The sequence below is a fragment of the Sporomusa sp. 246TCP1 genome, from assembly GCF_057319775.1.
Genome location: NZ_CM170492.1, coordinates 2,374,224 through 2,394,096, shown reverse-complemented (window position 1 = coordinate 2,394,096; position 19,873 = coordinate 2,374,224). Strand labels below are relative to the sequence as shown.

The 19,873-nt window shown below is 42.5% G+C and carries 16 protein-coding genes; 15 read left to right on the top strand and 1 reads right to left on the bottom strand.

Annotated elements, in window-relative coordinates; all coding sequences use genetic code 11:
* Positions 1-4: 4 nt before the first annotated feature.
* The 14 genes from allE to AC1ECB_RS11455 all read left to right on the top strand — a co-directional run bounded on the left by allE (position 5) and on the right by AC1ECB_RS11455 (position 18,463).
* A complete protein-coding gene (allE, locus tag AC1ECB_RS11520) occupies positions 5-766 on the top strand; it encodes a (S)-ureidoglycine aminohydrolase (RefSeq protein WP_485668818.1) in 762 nt (253 codons plus the stop codon).
* Between the two features lie 49 nt (positions 767-815).
* Positions 816-1,865 carry an ureidoglycolate dehydrogenase gene (allD, locus tag AC1ECB_RS11515; RefSeq protein ID WP_485668817.1) on the top strand — a complete coding sequence of 350 codons (1,050 nt, stop codon included), beginning with the start codon at positions 816-818 and terminating at the stop codon, positions 1,863-1,865.
* A 68-nt stretch (positions 1,866-1,933) separates the two neighbouring features.
* Positions 1,934-3,292, top strand: a complete 1,359-nt coding sequence (allB, locus tag AC1ECB_RS11510; protein WP_485668816.1) for an allantoinase AllB — start codon at positions 1,934-1,936, stop codon at positions 3,290-3,292.
* Positions 3,293-3,438: 146 nt separating this feature from the next.
* Positions 3,439-4,689 (top strand): porin, encoded by a 1,251-nt coding sequence (locus AC1ECB_RS11505; RefSeq protein WP_485668815.1) that lies wholly within the window; start codon positions 3,439-3,441, stop codon positions 4,687-4,689.
* 134 nt (positions 4,690-4,823) lie between these two features.
* Positions 4,824-6,176 (top strand): allantoinase AllB, encoded by a 1,353-nt coding sequence (gene allB / locus AC1ECB_RS11500; RefSeq protein ID WP_485668814.1) that lies wholly within the window; start codon positions 4,824-4,826, stop codon positions 6,174-6,176.
* Positions 6,177-6,243: 67 nt separating this feature from the next.
* Positions 6,244-7,644, top strand: coding sequence for an NCS1 family transporter (locus tag AC1ECB_RS11495; RefSeq protein ID WP_485668813.1), 1,401 nt, complete (start codon positions 6,244-6,246; stop codon positions 7,642-7,644).
* 300 nt (positions 7,645-7,944) lie between these two features.
* On the top strand, positions 7,945-8,889 hold the full coding sequence (locus AC1ECB_RS11490) for an oxamate carbamoyltransferase subunit AllH family protein (protein WP_485668812.1): 945 nt from the start codon (positions 7,945-7,947) through the stop codon (positions 8,887-8,889).
* The gene (gene fdrA, locus AC1ECB_RS11485; RefSeq protein WP_485668811.1) at positions 8,876-10,426 is read left to right on the top strand and encodes an acyl-CoA synthetase FdrA; all 1,551 of its coding nucleotides are present in this window, start codon (positions 8,876-8,878) and stop codon (positions 10,424-10,426) included. Before AC1ECB_RS11490 ends, fdrA begins: the two co-directional genes overlap by 14 nt.
* A gap of 1 nt (position 10,427) precedes the next feature.
* Complete coding sequence (locus AC1ECB_RS11480) at positions 10,428-11,834, top strand: YlbE family protein (protein WP_485668810.1); 1,407 nt, start codon at positions 10,428-10,430, stop codon at positions 11,832-11,834.
* Between the two features lie 11 nt (positions 11,835-11,845).
* Entirely contained in the window at positions 11,846-13,441 is a 1,596-nt protein-coding gene (locus tag AC1ECB_RS11475) for an L-lactate permease (protein WP_485668809.1), read from the top strand.
* Between the two features lie 4 nt (positions 13,442-13,445).
* The gene (locus tag AC1ECB_RS11470) at positions 13,446-13,601 is read left to right on the top strand and encodes a hypothetical protein (RefSeq protein ID WP_485668808.1); all 156 of its coding nucleotides are present in this window, start codon (positions 13,446-13,448) and stop codon (positions 13,599-13,601) included.
* A 26-nt stretch (positions 13,602-13,627) separates the two neighbouring features.
* On the top strand, positions 13,628-14,647 hold the full coding sequence (gene arcC / locus AC1ECB_RS11465) for a carbamate kinase (protein WP_485668807.1): 1,020 nt from the start codon (positions 13,628-13,630) through the stop codon (positions 14,645-14,647).
* A 265-nt stretch (positions 14,648-14,912) separates the two neighbouring features.
* A complete protein-coding gene (locus AC1ECB_RS11460) occupies positions 14,913-16,145 on the top strand; it encodes a pyridoxal-phosphate-dependent aminotransferase family protein (protein ID WP_485668806.1) in 1,233 nt (410 codons plus the stop codon).
* A 257-nt stretch (positions 16,146-16,402) separates the two neighbouring features.
* On the top strand, positions 16,403-18,463 hold the full coding sequence (locus AC1ECB_RS11455) for a methyl-accepting chemotaxis protein (RefSeq protein ID WP_485668805.1): 2,061 nt from the start codon (positions 16,403-16,405) through the stop codon (positions 18,461-18,463).
* A 151-nt stretch (positions 18,464-18,614) separates the two neighbouring features.
* On the opposite strand, the gene AC1ECB_RS11450 is transcribed toward AC1ECB_RS11455, so the two are convergent.
* Positions 18,615-18,761 (bottom strand): hypothetical protein, encoded by a 147-nt coding sequence (locus AC1ECB_RS11450; RefSeq protein ID WP_186450840.1) that lies wholly within the window; start codon positions 18,759-18,761, stop codon positions 18,615-18,617.
* Between the two features lie 190 nt (positions 18,762-18,951).
* Between AC1ECB_RS11450 and AC1ECB_RS11445 the strand changes: the two genes are divergently transcribed.
* Entirely contained in the window at positions 18,952-19,833 is an 882-nt protein-coding gene (locus tag AC1ECB_RS11445; RefSeq protein WP_485668804.1) for a CPBP family intramembrane glutamic endopeptidase, read from the top strand.
* Positions 19,834-19,873: the final 40 nt, after the last annotated feature.

The following is a 19,873-nucleotide window of genomic DNA, read 5'->3' as shown; positions in this document are numbered from 1 at the left end:
AACAATGGCATATCCAAAAGATTTATTACTAAGCAGGGCTGTTATAAAACATGGAAGTTATGCAATTGTACCACCGGAGGGTCTGGTAAATAACGTAATACCAGGTTTTGAAAATTGCAGAATTTCAATTCTGGCTTCTCCCAAGATGGGTGCAAGCTTTGTACATTACTTAGTCACTATGGCTAAGGATGGCAAAAATATTCAGGGCTTTGGCGGTGAAGGCATAGAAACCTTTGTTTTCTGTATGGAAGGAAAAATAAAAGCCTATACACAGGAGAAAAGTGCTGTTTTGGAAGCCGGCGGCTATATGTATTGCCCTCCGGGTGAAAAGATGCATTTAGAAAACCTGACAGAAGGTGAAGCCAAGCTAATTCTTTATAAACAAAAATATGAAGCGCTGGAAGGTGCGAAATCCTGGGTTGTCGTGGGCAATGTCAATGAAATAGCGGAAAGAAGTTATGAAGACATGGAAAATGTCAAAATTGTTGATTTACTGCCAACCGATTTGGCGTTTGATATGAATATGCATATACTGACTTTTGAATCGAGCGGGTGTCATCCTTTTGTGGAAACTCACGCGCAGGAACACGGGGCTTATTTATTCTCAGGGGAAGGCGTGTATTACTTAGATAATGAGTGGATACCTGTGAAAAAAGGTGATTATATCTGGTTTGGCCCATATGTGCCCCAAGCCGTTTATGCAGTGGGCCGCGAGAAGCTTGCGTACATTTACTCCAAAGATTGCAATCGTGATGCCGCGTTGTAAGAACAATAACGCAGGGTAGCAGAAAATTAAAATATTTTGAGGTGCTGATATGAGATTAACAAGAGCCGAATTAAAAGAATTAATGAAGAAAAAGTTTTGCAAAGCAGGCTTGCATGAAGATCATGCCGATATTCTTGCAGATGTACTAGTACATGCTGACGCCAGAGGAGTTCATTCTCATGGAGCTATGCGGGTAGAATATTATGCCGAACGAATCTCCAAAGGTGGAACAAATACTAATCCTAACTTTACTTTTACAAAAACCGGTCCATGCAGTGCTATTTTTGACGGCGATAATGCATCAGGACATGTTGCTGCCAAACTGGCCATGGATGAAGGCATCAAAATGGCTAAGGAAACAGGAATATCCATTATTGGAGTCAGACGCATCGGTCATAGTGGCGCATTATCTTATTTTGTACAGCAAGCTGCTAAAGAGAATCTTATTGGTATTGCAATGTGCCAATCAGATCCGATGGTGGTTCCTTATGGCGGTGCAGAGCCTTTCTACGGAACGCATCCGATCGCTTTTGCGACACCAAGCAAAGACGGCAGAATCCTGATGATGGATATGGCCACAACAGTGCAAGCGTGGGGGAAAATACTATATGCCCGGTCCAAGCACGAATCAATTCCTGATACATGGGCAGTGGACGCCGATGGCGCGCCTACAACAGATCCATTTAAAGTAAATGCGCTGGTACCAATTGCCGGTCCTAAGGGATATGCAATGCAAATGATGGTTGATGTGTTGTCTGGCGTATTATTAGGAGTTCCTTATGGCAATAAAGTAAGCTCAATGTATCATGATTTGAGAGAATCCCGTAATTTAGGCCAGTTGCATATCGTAATCAATCCGGAATATTTTACAGATATGAATGAGTTTTTGCAAAACATCACTAATACCATGGATGACTTAAATAAAGTTAAACCAGCACCGGGATTTGACTCGGTGATGTACCCTGGTCAATCCAGTATGATCAGAGAACAGAACTATGAGAAAAACGGAATTGAAATTGTTGATGATATTTACAATTATCTTATTTCCGATGTCATTCACAACAATGCCTTTGACCACAAGGGAGCTTTTGCCAAATAAATAAGCCATAGTGCCCATTAACAAGTGTGTCAAGGACAGATCAGAATATTGCTAGGGGAGGTCTTACGGTGTTTGATTTGGTTATTAAAAACGGGAGAGTTGTAACATCAGATCGGGTTTTCGAGGCAAGTATCTGTATTCAGGGAGGAAAAATAGCAGCAATAGTGGAGCCAGGTGCCTCTGCAGAAGCAGACAAAGTTATTGATGCAAAGGGTAACTTTGTCTTTCCAGGTGCCATAGACAGCCATGCGCACCTTAATGATCCGGGCTATAACTGGAGAGAGGATTATGCCCATGGTACAGCAGCTGCAGGTGTGGGAGGGTATACAACAATTGTTGATATGCCCCTTCAGAATGAGCCTGCACTTACCGATGGAAAGAGCTTTGACAAGAAACTCGCACATGTTTCGTCCAATGCGTATGTAGACTATTGTTTCTGGGGAGGACTTGTAGATTACAATTTTGATGCACTGAAGGAACTTGACAATAAGGGTTGTGTTGCTTTCAAATCATTTATAGGTCCGGTTTCTCCAGATTACGTATCTCTTACAATTGGACAAGCAAAAGAAGCAATAGAAATTTTGAAAAGTTTCGATGCCCGTGCCGGTTTCCACTGCGAAGATTATTCAATAATCAAATGGGAGGAGGCGAGGGCACAGCGGAAGCAAAAGAATGACTGGAAGGATTTCCTTGATTCAAGACCGGTCATTGCAGAGCTGATTGCAACCAAAAACATTATTAGCCTTGCAAGAGAGCTTGATGCTAAGGTCCATATCTGCCATGTAAGTCATCCGAAAGTTGCGAAAGTCATCAGGGATGCTCAGCTTGAAGGTATTGATGTTACGGCGGAAACCTGCGGACATTATCTGGCATTTACAGATGAAGATGTAATTAAAAACGGAAGTTTGTTCAAATGTGCACCGCCGCTGCGGGAAACTGCTGCAGTAGAAGAAATGTGGGAATATGTAAATAACGGCACCTTATGTTCTGTCGGTTCAGACCACTCACCCTGTGAACTCAGCGAAAAAAGCGAAGAGGCTCATGGCGTATTTGGAGCCTGGGGTGGAATTAGCGGTATCCAAAGCACGATGCAGGTGGTTTTCAGTGAAGGTGTGGTGAAAAGAAGCTACAGCCCAACAATACTTGCCAGAGCCATGAGCGAAGGACCAGCAAGAATTTTCGGAATATACGGAAAAAAAGGTGCAATAGAAGTAGGCTTTGATGCCGACCTTGTTATTCTAGATCCGAAAAAAGAGTGGGAGATCACACCTGAATCCTTGTATTATGTTAATAAAATTTCAGCTTTTGTTGGCTTAAAGGGTGTTGGACTTCCAGTATGCACAGTAGTCAGAGGCCATATTGTGGCGGAAGATGGTAAGCTTGTTGGTCAGAAAGGTTTTGGGGAATTCGTGAAAAAAATTAAATAGCCTCTCGGAATGACAAACCAAACTCATCTGGGATAAAAAAAGCGCCGCCTACTCTGCGGTAACAGAGGAAAGCGGCAATAAGAAGTAAACAAATTCAATTACATTATATTAACAAATATTTATGAAGAATTCAAGGAGGCAAATAGATGAAAAAGAATATAGCAGCTACGTTAGCCCTGGTGTTTGGACTAAGTATTGCCGGGACAGCTTTTGCTGCAAATCCTTTCGCGGATGTTCCGGTGAAACATTGGTCGTATGGCGCTGTTCAGCAGTTGGCTAACGATGGCATCATTACCGGTGGCGGTGATGGCAGTTATCAAGGTGAACGTGCAGTTAGCCGCTATGAAATGGCTGCCGTTGTTGCTAGTGCGATAGCTCATGCTGACAAAGCCAATGCGGCGGATAAAGCCCTCATTGAAAAATTGGCTGTGGAGTACGAAGCTGAACTGGAAGGCCTAAATGTTCGACTGACTAAGGTAGAAAAGAAGCAGGGCAATATTAAGTTCTCGGGAGAGTTCCGTGAGCGTTATGAGTGGACAAAGGTTGATCCTAGTACTGGTACAGACTCTACAACGATGAAGACGCGTGTGCGTTTAAATATGGCTACTCAGATGTCGGATGATGTAGCGTTTAATGCCCGGTTTCACAGTGAATCCAATAAAACTAACGAAGCTGGCGATGCATATATAGATCTTGCCTATTTATCAGGTAAACTTTTTGAGGGCGTAAATTTTACCGCAGGACGTATGGTTATGTCTGTTGGTAAGGGTATTACTTGTGATACCGGGCATGATTGGGATGGAGCGAAGATTAGTTTTGGAAATAAAGTGAAAGTTAACGTAGGTGCTGCCAAGTTTCATAGTACAACAGGCTGGGATTCGCCTAACTATGCCTATGCTGATCTAAATTATGCGTTTACTCCTAACTTTGATATGAGCTTAGCTTATTTTACAGATAGTCAAGACTATAATGAATATAAGACGCAGGCCATTGGTTTCAGTTATGCCTTCAACAAATTTGTCCTAAATGCTGAATATGGCAAAAATGGGGCTGACAATGCGAAACAATTAAACAAAGGTTCTGAGGCCAAAGCCTGGTATAGCAATCTGAAATACATGGGTGCTGACGCGGCTAAAGAGCATTCCTATGGCGTTTGGGTAGGCTATCGAAAAGCTGATAAAGGTTTTGACCCAGAATGGTGGAGCACTCCGCAATCTAGCGATGTAGCTGGAAGTCTTGCTGTTTTTAACGACACCAAGGGGTTTGAATATGGTATTGAGTACACGGTATTCAAAAACGCCATTCTAGCTGTGCAATACAATGATATGAAAGATAAAAATGGTAATAGCCCAGATGGTAGACGCAATCTCATTACCAGCTTAACCTATTCCTTCTAGGTAAAAAACAAAGCGAAGGTCTTTTAAGCTTGGGATTTGGTGAAGGAAAGAAGCAAAAAGTCCAAGGCATAACGCCTTGAACTATAAAGTCTCTCGGCTTTCCGGGAGCGTACTTAAATAAGGGAGGGGATCACTTGAACAAGCGTTATGATGTAATCATTCGAAATGGGTTTCTTGTTTGCCCTGATGGCGTGAAAAAAGCAGATGTTGCTGTTTGCGATGGAAAAATTGCGGAAATTGCAGCAGAAATATCGGGCAGTGCAAAAAATACAGTTGACGCTGCTGGAAAACATGTATTTCCCGGCGTAACAGACGGGCATGTGCATTTTAACGATCCGGGAAGAACAGAGTGGGAAACAATCACAACAGGAAGCAGTGCTTTGGCAGCAGGCGGCGGCATCGCATACTTTGATATGCCGCTTAATTGTAGTCCATGCACGCTTGACGCCAAAAACTTTAAGGCGAAGCTTGCTGTGGCGCAGAAGGACTCCTTAGTTGATTATGGATTTTGGGGTGGGTTTACTCCCAAAAATTTAGAAAATTTTGAAGAACTTGCTGAATGCGGGGTAATAGGATTTAAAGCATTTTCCTGTTTTAGCGGTATTGATGAATTTGAAAGAGCGGATGATTATACAGCTCTTGTGGGTATGGAAAAGTTAGCAAAGCTTGGACTGCCGCTGATGGTACATTGTGAGAATGCGGAAATCACCAGAGATTTGACGTCGCTTGCTCTTGCTAATAACAAAACAACAGTACGGGATTATTTTGCCGCGCGTCCGCCGATTACGGAAATAGAAAATGTTTCGCGCATGATTTCCTTTGCGGAGGAGACAGGCTGTAAATTAATCATTGCCCATATTAGCACTGCCAAGGCAGTCGAACTTGTTACCCAGGCAAGAAGTAGAGGTGTTGATGTCTGCTGTGAAACAATTGGGCATTATTTAATTCTTACAGATGACGATGTAGAACGGATGGGAACAGTGGCAAAATGTTCGCCGCCTATTCGCGATTCTCAAAACCAAGTGAAGATGTGGGCAAAACTGTTAAACGACGAGATAGCTTTTGTTTCGTCTGACCATTCGCCTTGTGACCCTAAGCTAAAAGACGGGGAATTTTTAAAGGTTTGGGGTGGAATTTCGGCTTGCCAAACAACGCTGCCAGCTATGCTTACTCATGCCTGCCATGCTAGAAAGGTTTCGCTTGAGAGCATTGCAAGACTGACTTCGCAAAATGTTAACGAGATATTTAGAATTCAGGGTAAGGGGAAAATCGCTGTTGGCTACGATGGGGATTTTGCGCTGGTAGATTTGGATAAGAAATTCACATTACAGGCTGAAGATCTTTTTTATAAGCATAAAGTAAGTCCTTATGTTGGTGACAGCTTCTGTGGAACAGTGACACAAACGATTCTCAGAGGAACAACTGTTTTTAAGGAGGGTAAGATTGTATCAAAGCCTATTGGCAAACATTTAAGACCTAATTTATAACCTGATTTATAAACCGATGCATTCTCAATAGTACGGAAAATAAAAAAAGAGAAGGTGTGGTCTTACGATGTATACAAATTCAGAAAGTAACGAGCCTAAAACGATGCAGGTCCAGCAGGATATGGGTGTGGATGAATCGCTCAATCCGAAAACCGAAGCAGGCAGGACGGTAGGTCCGATAGACTATATGTTTATGTGGCTTGGAGATGGTGTTAATTTAGGTAATATGACGCTGGGATCTAGTTTGGTTGTAGCGGGAATTGCGACGCTAAACATCGTTCAGACATTTACCGCAGCTATTATCGCCATTGCTATCATTTCAACCGTTTTTGCTTTAAACGACAGGCTTGGCTATAGAACGGGAATACCATATGTTGTCCAGCTCAGAATGTCCTTCGGGGTGAAAGGCTGCATCGTATCATCACTTTTGCGCGGTATTCCCGCTATCATCTGGTATGGTTTTCAAAGCTGGATTGGCGGTACTGCTTTAAATGAAATTGCCAAGATTATTACCGGTGGCAGTTTTGATAATATTTTCGCCTGTTTTGTAGTGCTGCAGGTGGTACAGATTGTGCTTTCGCTTTACGGCTTCCATGCCATTAAATGGGTGGAATCGGTTATATCTACGGTCATTATGTTAGCACTTCTCTATGTATTTGGTATTCTTCTGACATCCCACAGTGCGGTTATTACCGCGAAATGGGTTCAGGCACAAGGCACTTGGGGCTTACCGTTTTTTGCCTTCATAATGATGTTTATGGGAAATTATGCGGCCATCTTTTTAAGTGCAGCTGACTATTCAAGAGAATTAAAATCCGGTATTAGTAACGGAAAACGTGGTTTTTTATACTTTCTGCCGATTGTAATAGCGTATGGCTTTGTACTATGCATTGGCGCAATGCTTGCTGCGGCAACTGGTATCTCTAATCCTGTGAAGGCGTTTGCCATAGTGATAGATAATGCTTATATTACCTTCTTTGTATCCGCATTTATTGTTATGGGCGCGGTTGCAGTAAACATGGTTGCTAATATTATTCCGCCGACCTATGTTATTACACTGATTACAAAACTAAAATATAAGACTGCTGTTACCATATCCGGACTGCTGGCGTTATGCGCATGTCCTTGGGTGCTGGTGCAGGATTCTTCGGCAGAGGGTCTGGGGATGTTCATTCTCATATACTCCGCATTTTTAGGGCCGATAGTTTCCATTTTATTAATCGAATATTATGTTTTAAGGAAGCAAAAAATAAATGTTTCAGAATTATATGAAGAAAATGGTCAATTTGCCGGCTATAATCCATGCGCCATTCTTGCAATGCTTATTGGTGCCGGCGCTGCCTTCATGAAAGTGGAATTGGCCTGGATTATCGGCTTTGTTGTGGCAGGTATTTCCTATATGCTTCTGATGAAGTTTGCCTTTGCAGATTCAAAATTCAAAAAAGGCACAATATTTGAGAAAAAGTAACCAGCTCCTATAACCAAAGTGCTAAGCCATCCGCTCTCGTGGCCGTTTTTCTGATATCAGCAAGCCCCTATCCAGAGAGTAATGAAAACGGGGGTATAGTCAGGGGTTGCCTCCAGGGGCTGTGGAAAAACTTAGAGATAAGTTATCCACAGTCCCTTTGCGGCAGCCCCTGGATTTATGCTCAGATAAAATCAACTGATGTGCAATGTGCCTAGCGATTATTCGTTTCTTTGGTGCAAATGCACGATGAGTATAATTAGAAAATTCATTATAATAAAACTCAAGGAAGGTGATATAGTTATGCGGCTACTTAATGCTGCTGCAATTTCAGAAGATCTTTTTTTGTCAGCGGAAGGTACGATTGGGCAAATAAAATCAATCCACCATGACTATATCAATATTCTTACTTCCGACGGAATTGTCACCTTGGTTCGCTCTGGCATGGATCATATTCCTTTTGGCATAGAGGTGGACCTAGTTGGCGGGTGGCTCAATTTTGAGCTGAAGCAGCAAATGGTACGATACTTTGCCGACACTATAGTAATCGGCGAGAGCTTGGCAGTACGGGGATTGCAGACGTGTTCACGATTTTCTTGCCAAGTTTCTTATGATTCTTTAACTGGTGCAGTCGATTTTTTGCCGCGTTTGCGACGGTTACAACAGCTGTGTAATGACGCCGATAAAGAAGGCGGCATTCTGGCTTATGTCGGTCAGTATGATGCCGAAATGTTTTGTAGCCGTAGTAAAATTCCTAGTTTGATCGACGCCAGAATTCCACAAGCGGTCAAGATGTTGATTGCCGGTATTTTGGAAAACAAGGGGAGTTTAATTAACAAAGGTATCTGTGGCCTGCTTGGTGTAGGACCAGGTTCAACCCCTTCCGGTGATGATTTCCTACTTGGTTTTCTCAGTGGGATCATTCATGTACAGCCGGAAAATTGCCAGCAGGCAGCCAAAAAAATGGCACAGCACCTAGTGGTCAATGCTCTCCAATTAACCACCTTTATGTCTGTTGAGTATATCAAGTATGGTGTAAAAGGATTGTATCATCAGCGGGTTGGTGAAATGATTCGCTCGTTTGGTGCCGGAGCCGAGCAAGAAGTGATTGACAAAGTCCGGAAACTAATGCAATTGGGACACTTTTCTGGTGTCGACTTTTTAGTAGGTTTCGTTTACGGCGGTTTTACCGCATTATCTGCAGGTACACCGCCGAAGAGAAAGGAGTCAGTAAATGAAAATTCATAATGTAGTACGAAAAAATAGCTATTATGATTCAGTTACCCTTATGCTTATTTCCAAACAGCTAAAACAGGTTGAGGGATTGGATGATGTTTCGGTTATGATGGGAACACCGGCCAATCGGGTTATTTTGCAAGAAGCTAATTTATTAGGATCTGAGGGAGAGACCGCTGGCCCGAATGACTTAATTCTAGCTTTCCGGGCTCCGGAAGATATTGATGTGCAGTGGGTCATAAACAAAATAGATGAACAAATGAGTAAAAAAGCTGCTGCCGGCAAGAATGCCGATAAGATGGTCATACATTCTGCCGTCAAGGCGTATCAGGATGACCCGGACACAAATTTGGTTTTCATTTCTGTTCCGGGCGAATATGCGGTCATCGAAGCAGAGCGAGCTTTGAAGTATGGTAAAAATGTATTTTTATTTAGTGACAATGTATCTATTGAAGACGAAGTCTATTTGAAAACAATGGCTGCCCAAAAGGGCTTGCTGGTTATGGGGCCTGACTGTGGTACTGCGATCATAAATGGTAACGGCATTGGTTTTGCCAATAAAGTTAAATCAGGAAATATCGGCCTGATTTCAGCGTCTGGTACCGGTTTGCAGGAAGTAATTTGCTTATTAGATGCTATGGAACTAGGAATTAGTCAAGCCATTGGCACAGGCGGCAGGGATTTAAAAGAAGCGATCGGAGCAGCTACTATGCTGCAGGCCATCGATATGCTAATTGATGACAGCAATACTCAAACCATTGTTCTTATTTCTAAGCCACCGGCTCAATCAGTAGTAGACAAGATTATAACAAAAGTAGCTGGGACTACTAAAAAGGTTGTTCTCTGCTTCCTTGGCAGTGTTATTGATAAAGTACCGTCTAACATAACTGTTGCTGCCACTTTAGAAGAAACGGCGTTAAAAACAGCGCTGCTGAGCGGTAAACAACCAAGCTTGCTTACTACTGAAAGCAAGCTTGCTGGCTGGGCGAAAGAGGCTAAAGCAAAATTGGCTTCTGGGCAGCAATGTGTGCGTGCCTTGTATGCTGGTGGGACTTTATGTTATGAAGCAAGCCTGGTATTAGGTGAAACGCTTGGCCCCATATATTCAAACACTCCTTTGCGCAAAGAACTGCTGACACATGATGTTGTGGTATCAGGGCAGCATACGGCAATTGATCTGGGTGATGATCAATTTACTATGGGTAAACCACATCCTATGATTGATGGATCGTTGCGTAATGAATATATTATGAAGGTTGCTAAGGATTCGCAAACAGCTGTATTATTGCTTGATGTGGTAATTGGTTATGGTGCTGCCGAAGATCCGGCTGGGGAATTGGTTGCAGTAATCGAAAACGCTAAAAAAGCGGCTGCGGCTAATGGCAATACCTTGGCGGTAGTGGCATATGTGTGTGGTACAAATCAGGATGAACAAAATAAGGCAGCGCAAGTTGCTAAGTTACAGCAAGCGGGAGTGGTAGTTACCACGACAAATGCCCAGGCGGCCAGACTGGCAAGAATGATAGTTGATGAACGGAGGAATGGCTGAGATGTCAAATAACTTGTTAAACCAAAAACTAAATGTTGTAAATGTTGGATTGGAGCTTTTTTCCCAAACACTTGTCAAACAAGCTGTGCCGACAACACACGTTTCCTGGCGTCCACCGGCAGGCGGCAATAAGGAAGTTGCTAAGATACTTGATAAATATGAAGACCGTATTAATGCCGCCAATGAAAAAGTAGTTCAAATATATAATGATGCTCAGCCGGTACTTACCGGTGTCAAACCGGCACATACTGTTTTAAAAGGATTAACAAAGGAAACAATATTGCACGCCGGACCTCCTATTGAGTGGGATGACATGTGCGGGCCGATGAAAGGCGCGATTTTAGGGGCAATCCGTTTTGAAGGTTTGGCTGAAAGTGATGAGAAAGCGGTTCAGTTGATTAAAAGCGGCAATATTAAGTTATCGCCTAACCATCATCACGGCTCAGTCGGTCCAATGACCGGCATGATTACTTATCATATGCCGGTATTTGAAGTTAAAAACGAGACCTTTGGGAATGTGGCCTATTGCTCTATAAATGAAGGACTTGGCAAAGTAATGCGGTTCGGAGCAAACGATCCTGAGGTACTTGAACGGCTGATCTGGTTTAGAGACAGCTTAGGGCCGGCGATTAATGATGCAATTGCATTATGCGGCGGCATCAACCTCAAGGTTATTATGGCACAGGCTTTGGCGATGGGGGATGAAATGCATCAGCGCAATATTGCTGCTTCTTCCTTGTTTGCCAGAAAAATCTGTCCGCTGATTGCGCAGCTGACTATGGATAATGAAGCTAAGGCTAAGGTTATAAAATTCATCTGTGACAATGACCAGTTTTTCCTCAATATGGCTATGGCTGCCGCCAAATCCATCACTGACCCGGCCAAAGGTATAAAAGACAGTTCGATTGTTACCGTCATGTGTCGTAACGGCACAGAATTTGGCGTCAAGGTTGCAGCAACCGGTGAACAATGGTTTACGGCACCGGCCAATATGCCTGAAGGCTTGTATTTCCCTGGCTACGGTCCTCAAGATGCCAATCCGGATATGGGCGATAGTGCTATCCTGGAAGTAATCGGCCTTGGCGGTATTGCCATGGCGGCATCACCGGCAGTAGTGCGGTTTGTGGGAGCAGGTTCGCAAGACGATGCTGTTCGTTATACCAAAGAGATGGGTGTAATTTCTCAGGGCAAGAGCACACAGTTTTTATTAGCCACAATGAACTTTGAGGGCTCGCCGCTGGGAATTGATATTCGCAAAGTTATTGAAAACGATATTGTGCCGGTGATTAATACCGGTATGGCGCACCGGTTGCCTGGAATTGGGCAGATTGGAGCCGGTGTAGTAAAAGCTCCACATGGTTGCTTTGAAAAAGCCTTGGTGGCATTTGCTGAAACATTGACAGATTAGGGGGAAGTATTATGTCTTTTGATATAGTACAGTGGTTGGCCGCCCTAGTACCGATACTGGTGTTGCTGGTGCTTTTGCTTCATTGCCGGTGGGGCGGTGATGAAGCGGCATCAGCAGGATTGCTGTTCTCGATACTAATTGCCTATTTGGTTTTTGGCGGCGGTGCCGATATGATTGCTTTGGCTGTTGCCAAAGGGATGTGGACCTCGCTGTCTATCATTTTAGTAGTTTTTCCGGCATTGATTATTTATGAAGTGTCGTGGGAATCTGGCGCGTTTGGGGTAATTCGCGCCGGGATGCAGCAATTTACGCCAGATAAAGTACTTCAGGTATTGGCTGTAGGTTGGATTTTTGTCGGTTTTCTGCAAGGTATTACCGGCTTTGGTGTTCCTGTGGTAGTATGCGCACCACTCCTGATTGGTATGGGTGTTAAGCCGCTGACTGCCGTGCTTATTACCTTGCTTGGGCAAGCCTGGGGCAATACGTTTGGCACGTTAGGCCTTGCCTGGGATGGTTTGATTGGCCAAGTTGATGTAAGTAACCCGCTGATCTTGAACAAGACGATTATCTGGACTACAGCAATGCTGGGCGTTGTTAATCTTATTGCCGGATTGTTGATTGCCGGTTTAGCCGGTGGTTATCAGGGAATCAAACATAATGCAGTTACAGTAATTCTGTTGGGATTATTCCAGGGAATAGGGCAAATGGGGATAGCATTGTTAAATCCAATGTTATGCAACTTTGTTGTTGCTTCTGTGGCGCTGGGGTTGATTTTTATAATTGGCAGACTTAATTATTACCGTCAGCCGGTGGAACTCAATGACCCGGCGGAAGAAAAGACTGATGAAAAAAATATAACTGCCAATGCAATGAATATTCAACAAGCGTTTATTCCCTATGTATTCTTGATTGTGATTGCCGTTGTTGTCTTGTTGAATGACAGTGTAAAAAATTATCTTGGGCAATGGAAGCTTTCACTGTCTTTTGCCGGAAAAACAACCTTGCTGGGTTTTTCAACCCATAGTTATCCGGCATATGCGCCGCTTGCACCATTTATTCATTCCGGCGCCTTCCTGCTATTGGCGGCCATAATTGGTTATGTTTGCTATGTGCGGTGGGGCTATATCCAAGCAGGCGGCGTGCAGCGCATTATGAAAAACTCGCTGGCCAAAACGATACCCTCAGCGATTGCGGTTATTGGATTGATCGCTATGTCCAAAGTTATGGATGAGACCGGTCAGACAACCGTATTGGCTCAGGGAGTTGCGGCGGTGACCGGCGGAGTTTACCCAATGCTTTCGCCGTTTATAGGACTGTTGGGGACATTTATGACTAGTAGTAACTTATCTTCTAATATATTATTTGGTAGTTTTCAGCAGCAAGTTGCGCAGATGTTGCAGATCGACAAAGCTCCGTTGTTGGCGGCGCAAACGGTCGGTGGTGCTATCGGCAGCATTATTGCTCCCAGTAAGATTTTATTGGGAACAACAGCAGCCGGGATGTTGGGGCGTGAAGGCGAGGTAATCAGTAAGGTTATCGGTGGAGCCATGTTGCTTTGTGCGGTATTTGGCGTAGTAATTTATATATCTTATCAATTCGGGTGGTGAGAAAATGCAACAACTAGTGCCATTCTTACCGGTATTTATCATCTTTGCTTTTCCGTTATTATACTTTGGCGGTCATTCAGGTAGTAGTATATGTTCTGTAGCTGGAATATTGGTCTTGTTCCTGGGTATGTCAGGGCCGCTTATTAAACGCATAATATAATTTTAAATGGGTAAGGGGGGGAGAATATGCAGAAAGGTATTTGTGTAGTAGCCATCGGCGGCAATGCTATTCTTAGTGAGAATGATCATGGAACAATTGATGAGCAAATTGAGAACATCCAAATTGTTTGTAAAAAGATAGTCGAATTGATTCAGCAAGGTTATCAGGTTATCATTACTCATGGTAATGGGCCTCAGGTTGGGCAAACTTTATTACGGCATAAGCTGTCTGCTAATATTGTTTCTGAGGGAACGCTTGATGGCTGTGGCGCAGAGACTCAAGGGTTGTTAGGGTATTTGATACAACAGGTATTGCGTAATGAATTGGAGAAGGCAGGATTATCTTTAGATGTAGCTGCTATTGTTACACAGGTTGTGGTTGATAAAAAAGATAAAGCCTTCCAAGACCCAACCAAACCAATTGGTCCTTTCTATTCAAAGGATGAGGCTGAGGAAGTTTCCCGGAAATATGATCGGAAAATTATCGAGGATAGTGGAAGAGGTTACCGCATGGTAGTACCGTCTCCCATACCGGTAGACATTGTCGAAAAAAATACAATTCTATCATTGCTAAAATCCGGCAGTGTGGTTATAGCTGCGGGTGGGGGCGGAATACCTGTTGTTAGACAGGATAACGGCTTAGTTGGCGTAGCGGCCGTGATTGACAAAGATGCCGCTTCTTCACTCTTAGCGAGGATGGTTGGTGCGGACTACCTCCTGTTGTTGACCGGAGTTGAAAAGGTATGTATAAACTATCGTCAGCCAAATGAAACCCAATTGGAGTTTTTGCCAGTAGCGCAGGCTGAAAAATATTTGGCAGCAGGACAGTTTCCAGAGGGGAGCATGGCTCCTAAAATCAGAGCAGCAATCGAGTTTGTCAAATTTGGCGGTACGAAGGCTATTATAACCAATTTAAACAACATTTGTGAGGCATTACAAGGTGAAACCGGTACTGCTATTGGAATAGGTCACCAGCCTACGGTGGCGGAATATGCTGCAGATGCTATTGCTGAAAAAACAATAATGGAGTCTTGTCTTAATCAGTAAATTCATACTTGTTTTGTGATCAATATAAAACGGTATAGCAATTGCAATATAAGACAAAGAAGCAGGATGTGACTAGAAAAAGTCATGTCCTGTTTTAGACCGTTTTTGGCTTTGTAAAATAAGCGGTTTATTGACTGGATAGGAAGCTTATGATAAATTGAGAATAATTATTGACAAGAGGCAGTGTCTAGAGCAAGCCAGACTATGTCGGGTTTTATAAAAAACAATAGGTATAAGTTTAGTTTTGGGAAGGAGACATGATAAGATGTATAAAGAATTGGATACTTCAGTATGTACTCTGATGTCACCAGGGCCAGTGGAGGTTGAACCTAGAGTGTTGAGGGCAATGTGCACCCCGATCTTAGGACAGTTTGACCCTGAGTTTACTGAGATTATGAATGAAACTATGGCGATGCTTAGAGCAGTGTTTCAGACCAAGAACCAATGGGCATTTCCGATTGATGGTACTTCCCGGGCTGGTATTGAAGCTGTACTTGGTAGCATTGTTGAAGCTGGAGATCGGGTGTTAGTGCCGATTTATGGTCGTTTCGGTCAGCTGCTTACGGAAATAGCCGAGCGCTATGGCGCAGATGTAGTCAATATTGAGACCGAATGGGGACAGGTGTTTGATCCGCAAGTGGTTATCCAAGAAATGCAAAGAGTTAAGCCTAAAATTGTGGCAATAGTTCACGGGGAAACCTCAACAGGCTGTATGCAGCCACTGAAAGAGATTGGTGAAGCCTGCCGGGCAATGGGTATTCTTTTTGTAGTTGATGCGGTTGCCACGCTTGGTGGAACCGCGGTGAAGGTGGATGAATGGAAAATTGATGCTGCTATTGGCGGTACTCAAAAGTGTTTATCTGTTCCCTCTGGCATGGCGCCGATCACTTTTAATTCACGAGTCGAGGCGCTGCTCTTAGAACGTAAAAAGATTGAGCGGGGTTTAGCAGAACCAGGCAAATATAAGAATAATCAAAACAGGATGATTCGCAGCAACTATTTTGATCTTAGCCAATTAATGGATTATTGGAGTGCGGCACGTTTGAATCACCATACGGAGGCTACTTCCATGCTGTATGCATTGCGGGAAGGGTTACGGATTGTATTGGAAGAAGGTCTTGAGCAAAGGTTTCGCAGACACGCGCTACATGAAAAAGCGCTTATTCAGGGAATTGAGGCAATGGGGCTGAAGCTTTACGGTAATCCCGAATGTAAGCTTCCGGTAGTCACTTCTGTTTGTATTCCCGAAGGAATAGAAGGTGAAGCCATTCGCAGCATGTTGCTTAAGGATTTTCAAATTGAAATTGCCAGCTCATTTGGCTCTTTAAAAGGGAAAATTTGGCGAATTGGAACTATGGGGTATAGTTGCAGGAAAAAAAATATCCTCCATGTCTTAGGGGCTTTGGAGGCTGCTCTTATTCGCCATGGAGCCAAAATTCATATCGGGCGGGCCGTGCAAGCAGCGTTAGATGTTTATCATTCACCAGAATTCAATTAAATTATAGTAAGGTATATTTACATAAAATTGCCACATGCCTAAGAATTATCCTTTGGCATGTGGCAATTTTTGTGTAAACTCGAAGTCAGCGTTTTAATCAGAAAGTAGCAGCTGTGCAAAACGCACATAAATCAATGCGTTTATTCTATATTATGCACTTGGTGAAGAGGCAATATTCTGAGTATAATAAAAATTAAAAATAGAATAGGAATACTTAGGCCTAGGACATGTTTATGGACTGGGAGAGGGGGATATTAATGATGTCTAGCAGCATAAAAAAATGGTTAGGGGAAATAGTAGGAACAATTGCTAAAAAATCAGCGGTAATATTACTATTAATCATGATAATATTTCTTTTGTTTGCCGGTATATTGGTTAAGTCATACACCGAAAATGCTTTTGTTAAGAATATTGAAGATAATATGAGTACTAAAAGCTTAGCGGTTGCGAATCAGGTAAATGGTTTTTTTAGTGAAAAAGGAGTGCTTGTTAAAGAAATTACAACAAACCAAGCTATTATCGATTATCTGAAAACTGCCAATACACGGGAGGAGGCAGTAAGCAATAATTATTATAATGGTGTAATAAAATCCCTGGAAGCTATAAAAAAAACCGATAAAGATGTCGCGATGGTTTGGGTGGCCAGTGAAAAGGGAAACTTCTTAATTGGTACCGGAAATGTTTTATCAAAGCCCAACTTTAATTTGCACGAAAGACCTTGGTATAAACCAGCTATTGGTGCAGAAGGTGTCTATTACACTGAGCCATATATGGATCAGGTATTTGGTAAAGTAATTCTTAGTGTAATGATTCCGGTAAAAGATGGCCCTAATGTATTAGGCATTGTAGCAATTGATTTATTCTTAGATGCCTTGCCTGATATTATGAGATCCTATAAGATTGGGGAAACAGGGCATACAATTTTACTTGCTCCTGACGGAACAATTATATATCATCCCAATGAAAAATATGTGATTAAGGAAAAACTTCCGGCAATGGAAGGTAACTTAGGCGTAGTCGGGAAAAAAATGATTGCTGGCGAAAAGGGATTACTATCATTAGTCATTGATAATGATGAACAATACATTGGATATGCGCCTGTGCCTATTGCTAAATGGTCGATTGCAACAGTAACCGCAAAAAAAGAAATATATCAACAAGTTAATGAATTTTTTACTACTATTACTATTTATTTTGTTTTGTCAATTATTCTGTTAGTAAGTTTGATGTATTTTGTATTAAAGTATCTGTTAAAAGAACTTCCTTATTTGTCAGCGGTAGTTAAAATAATTGGGACCGGTGATTTTACCTCTCGTCTAAGCGTTCAGTCTAATGATGAGCTTGGAATAATAGCCCGAGAAATGAATAAGATGCTTGATTCTATCTGTCAAATTGTTGGGAAAGTTCATGAGGAGGCTGGCAAATTAGCGGCTGCCAGTGAAGAACTTACTAATAGTGTTAATCAGTCTGCTCAGGCAGCAGATCAAGTAGCGGTATCGATAACCCAGGTTGCAGGTGGTGCGGAGAACCAAGTTAAAGTTGTCGATGATACTGCTGTAGTGGTTGAACATATGTCAGATGGAATCCGGTATGTGGCGAACGGTATCAGTCTTGTAGCAGAATCGTCGGTTGAAGCTGCCGAAAAGGCGAAAGCAGGTTCTCTCTCTATTGAAAAAGCTGTTAGTCAAATGTTGATGGTTGAGCAAACAGTTAATAGTTCTGCTGGCGTAGTTACTAAACTTGGTGAACGGTCAAAGGAAATCGGGCAAATTGTTGACACGATAGCAGGAATTGCCAGTCAGACAAATTTACTTGCATTAAATGCCGCTATTGAGGCTGCAAGAGCAGGTGAGCAAGGTCGTGGTTTTGCTGTAGTAGCGGAAGAAGTTCGTAAACTTGCAGAACAATCACAAGATGCGGCCAAAAGAATAGCTGAACTAATTAGTGAAATACAGAGTGAGACCAATGATGCTGTTGTTGCTATGGTCAAAGGTACACACGAAGTTAAGGTGGGAACAGAGGTTGTAAATACTGCTGGAAGTGCATTTGAGGATATTGCTACTTTAGTAACGCAAGTATCGGATCAGGTGGCAGAGAGTTTGGCAGCAATTCAAAAAGTAGTCAGCGAAACTAATCAGATTGTGACATCTGTGAAAGAAATAGACGATCTTAGCGAGATAGCATCCGGCGAGGCGCAGACGATATCGGCCGCTATTGAAGAACAATCGGCGTCCATGCAGGAAATCGCTGCAGCCAGTAAAGGACTATCAAAAATTGCACAAAGCCTTAAAGAAACTATTTGTGAATTTAAAGTCTAGTAACTGTATTGAGTGGATTAGGTGAGTAATAATAGAGATTTCCTCATTTGGGAAAGTAAGACTCTATCCCTACCAATTAAAAAACGGCGACAGTAGCCGCCGTTAGAGGGGAAGGAAATGAGAAGACGGGAGATTGAACTATTTACGAACGTTACCGTTTGCCACCGCAGCCACCACCGCAATCTTTCTCATTACGGCGATCTTCTACGTTAGATAACTCACGGGCGAACTCAAGGTTCTTTTGGTTCCTCTCATTACGGCACTGTTCGTTATTTTTGTTACGGCTTTCGTTTTTCATAGTATCACCTCCAGAAGTATTATGCCCACATGATGAATTATAATAGCTGGTAAATACAGATAGCTGACAATAAACTTGTTTGATGTAAAGGAGTAGTATAAAATACGGTTAAAACCAATTGGAGTAAATTGAAGGAAAAAAAGTATTAGCTAACGAATAGCCTATAGAAACAAGAACCCGAGGTGACGGTATGATATGGCCGGAGATGTTATCGTCTGCAACTATTCTATGCTATAGTTTTCTATATATCTCGGTTCTTCTTTTATGGGTGCCTTACAAAATAAGAATTCCAGCCTGGAGCATAGCCTTTGCGATTGCTTGTATTTTCGGTTTGGTGAGTAATCAGATTGATGTGTATGCCGTTTTGGTGATTATTATAATAGTGTATGCTTTAGATTTTACCGAAAAAAAGTACACGCACCCTGCAGGGCGGGTGATTGCAGGTATAGTAGTTCTATGTGTGGCTTATGGGCTGGGAGCACATGCAATTCCTTATTTTCATAATCTTAAGGTATTATCTAATGTGCATATTAGTAAGGATGGGATTCCATTTACGCTATATCTTAATTTTGATAAAACGATTGTGGGACTATTTATTTTGGGTTTAACCCAACGGTTACTGGCTAATAAAGACGACTGGATTGCTATGTTAAAGCAAACTATCCCTAAGACAATGATGGTTATTTTAGTTTTAGTTTTTTTAGCGCTGAGTGCTGGTGAGGTTCATTTTGATCCCAAGCTGCCAGAGTGTTTGCCAATTTGGCTAATAACAAACTTACTTTTGGTATGTATGGCTGAGGAAGGATTTTTTCGTGGATTTATTCAAAAAAATCTTGCTGTGCTTTTCAGAGATAGTGCGTGGGGGAATTTGATCGCAGTTAGTATTGCATCGCTGCTTTTTGGCTTTGCTCACTATGCAGGGGGAATATCCTATAGTATATGGGGTACTGTCGCTGGACTTGGATACGGATGGATATATCAGCAAACTAACCGAATTGAGTCTAGCATAGTGGCTCATTTTAGTTTGAATTTGATTCACTTTTTATTATTTACGTATCCCGCAATAGCGTAGGTCCCTACCCGCTCCCAATTAGCACCCATCATTTACTGAA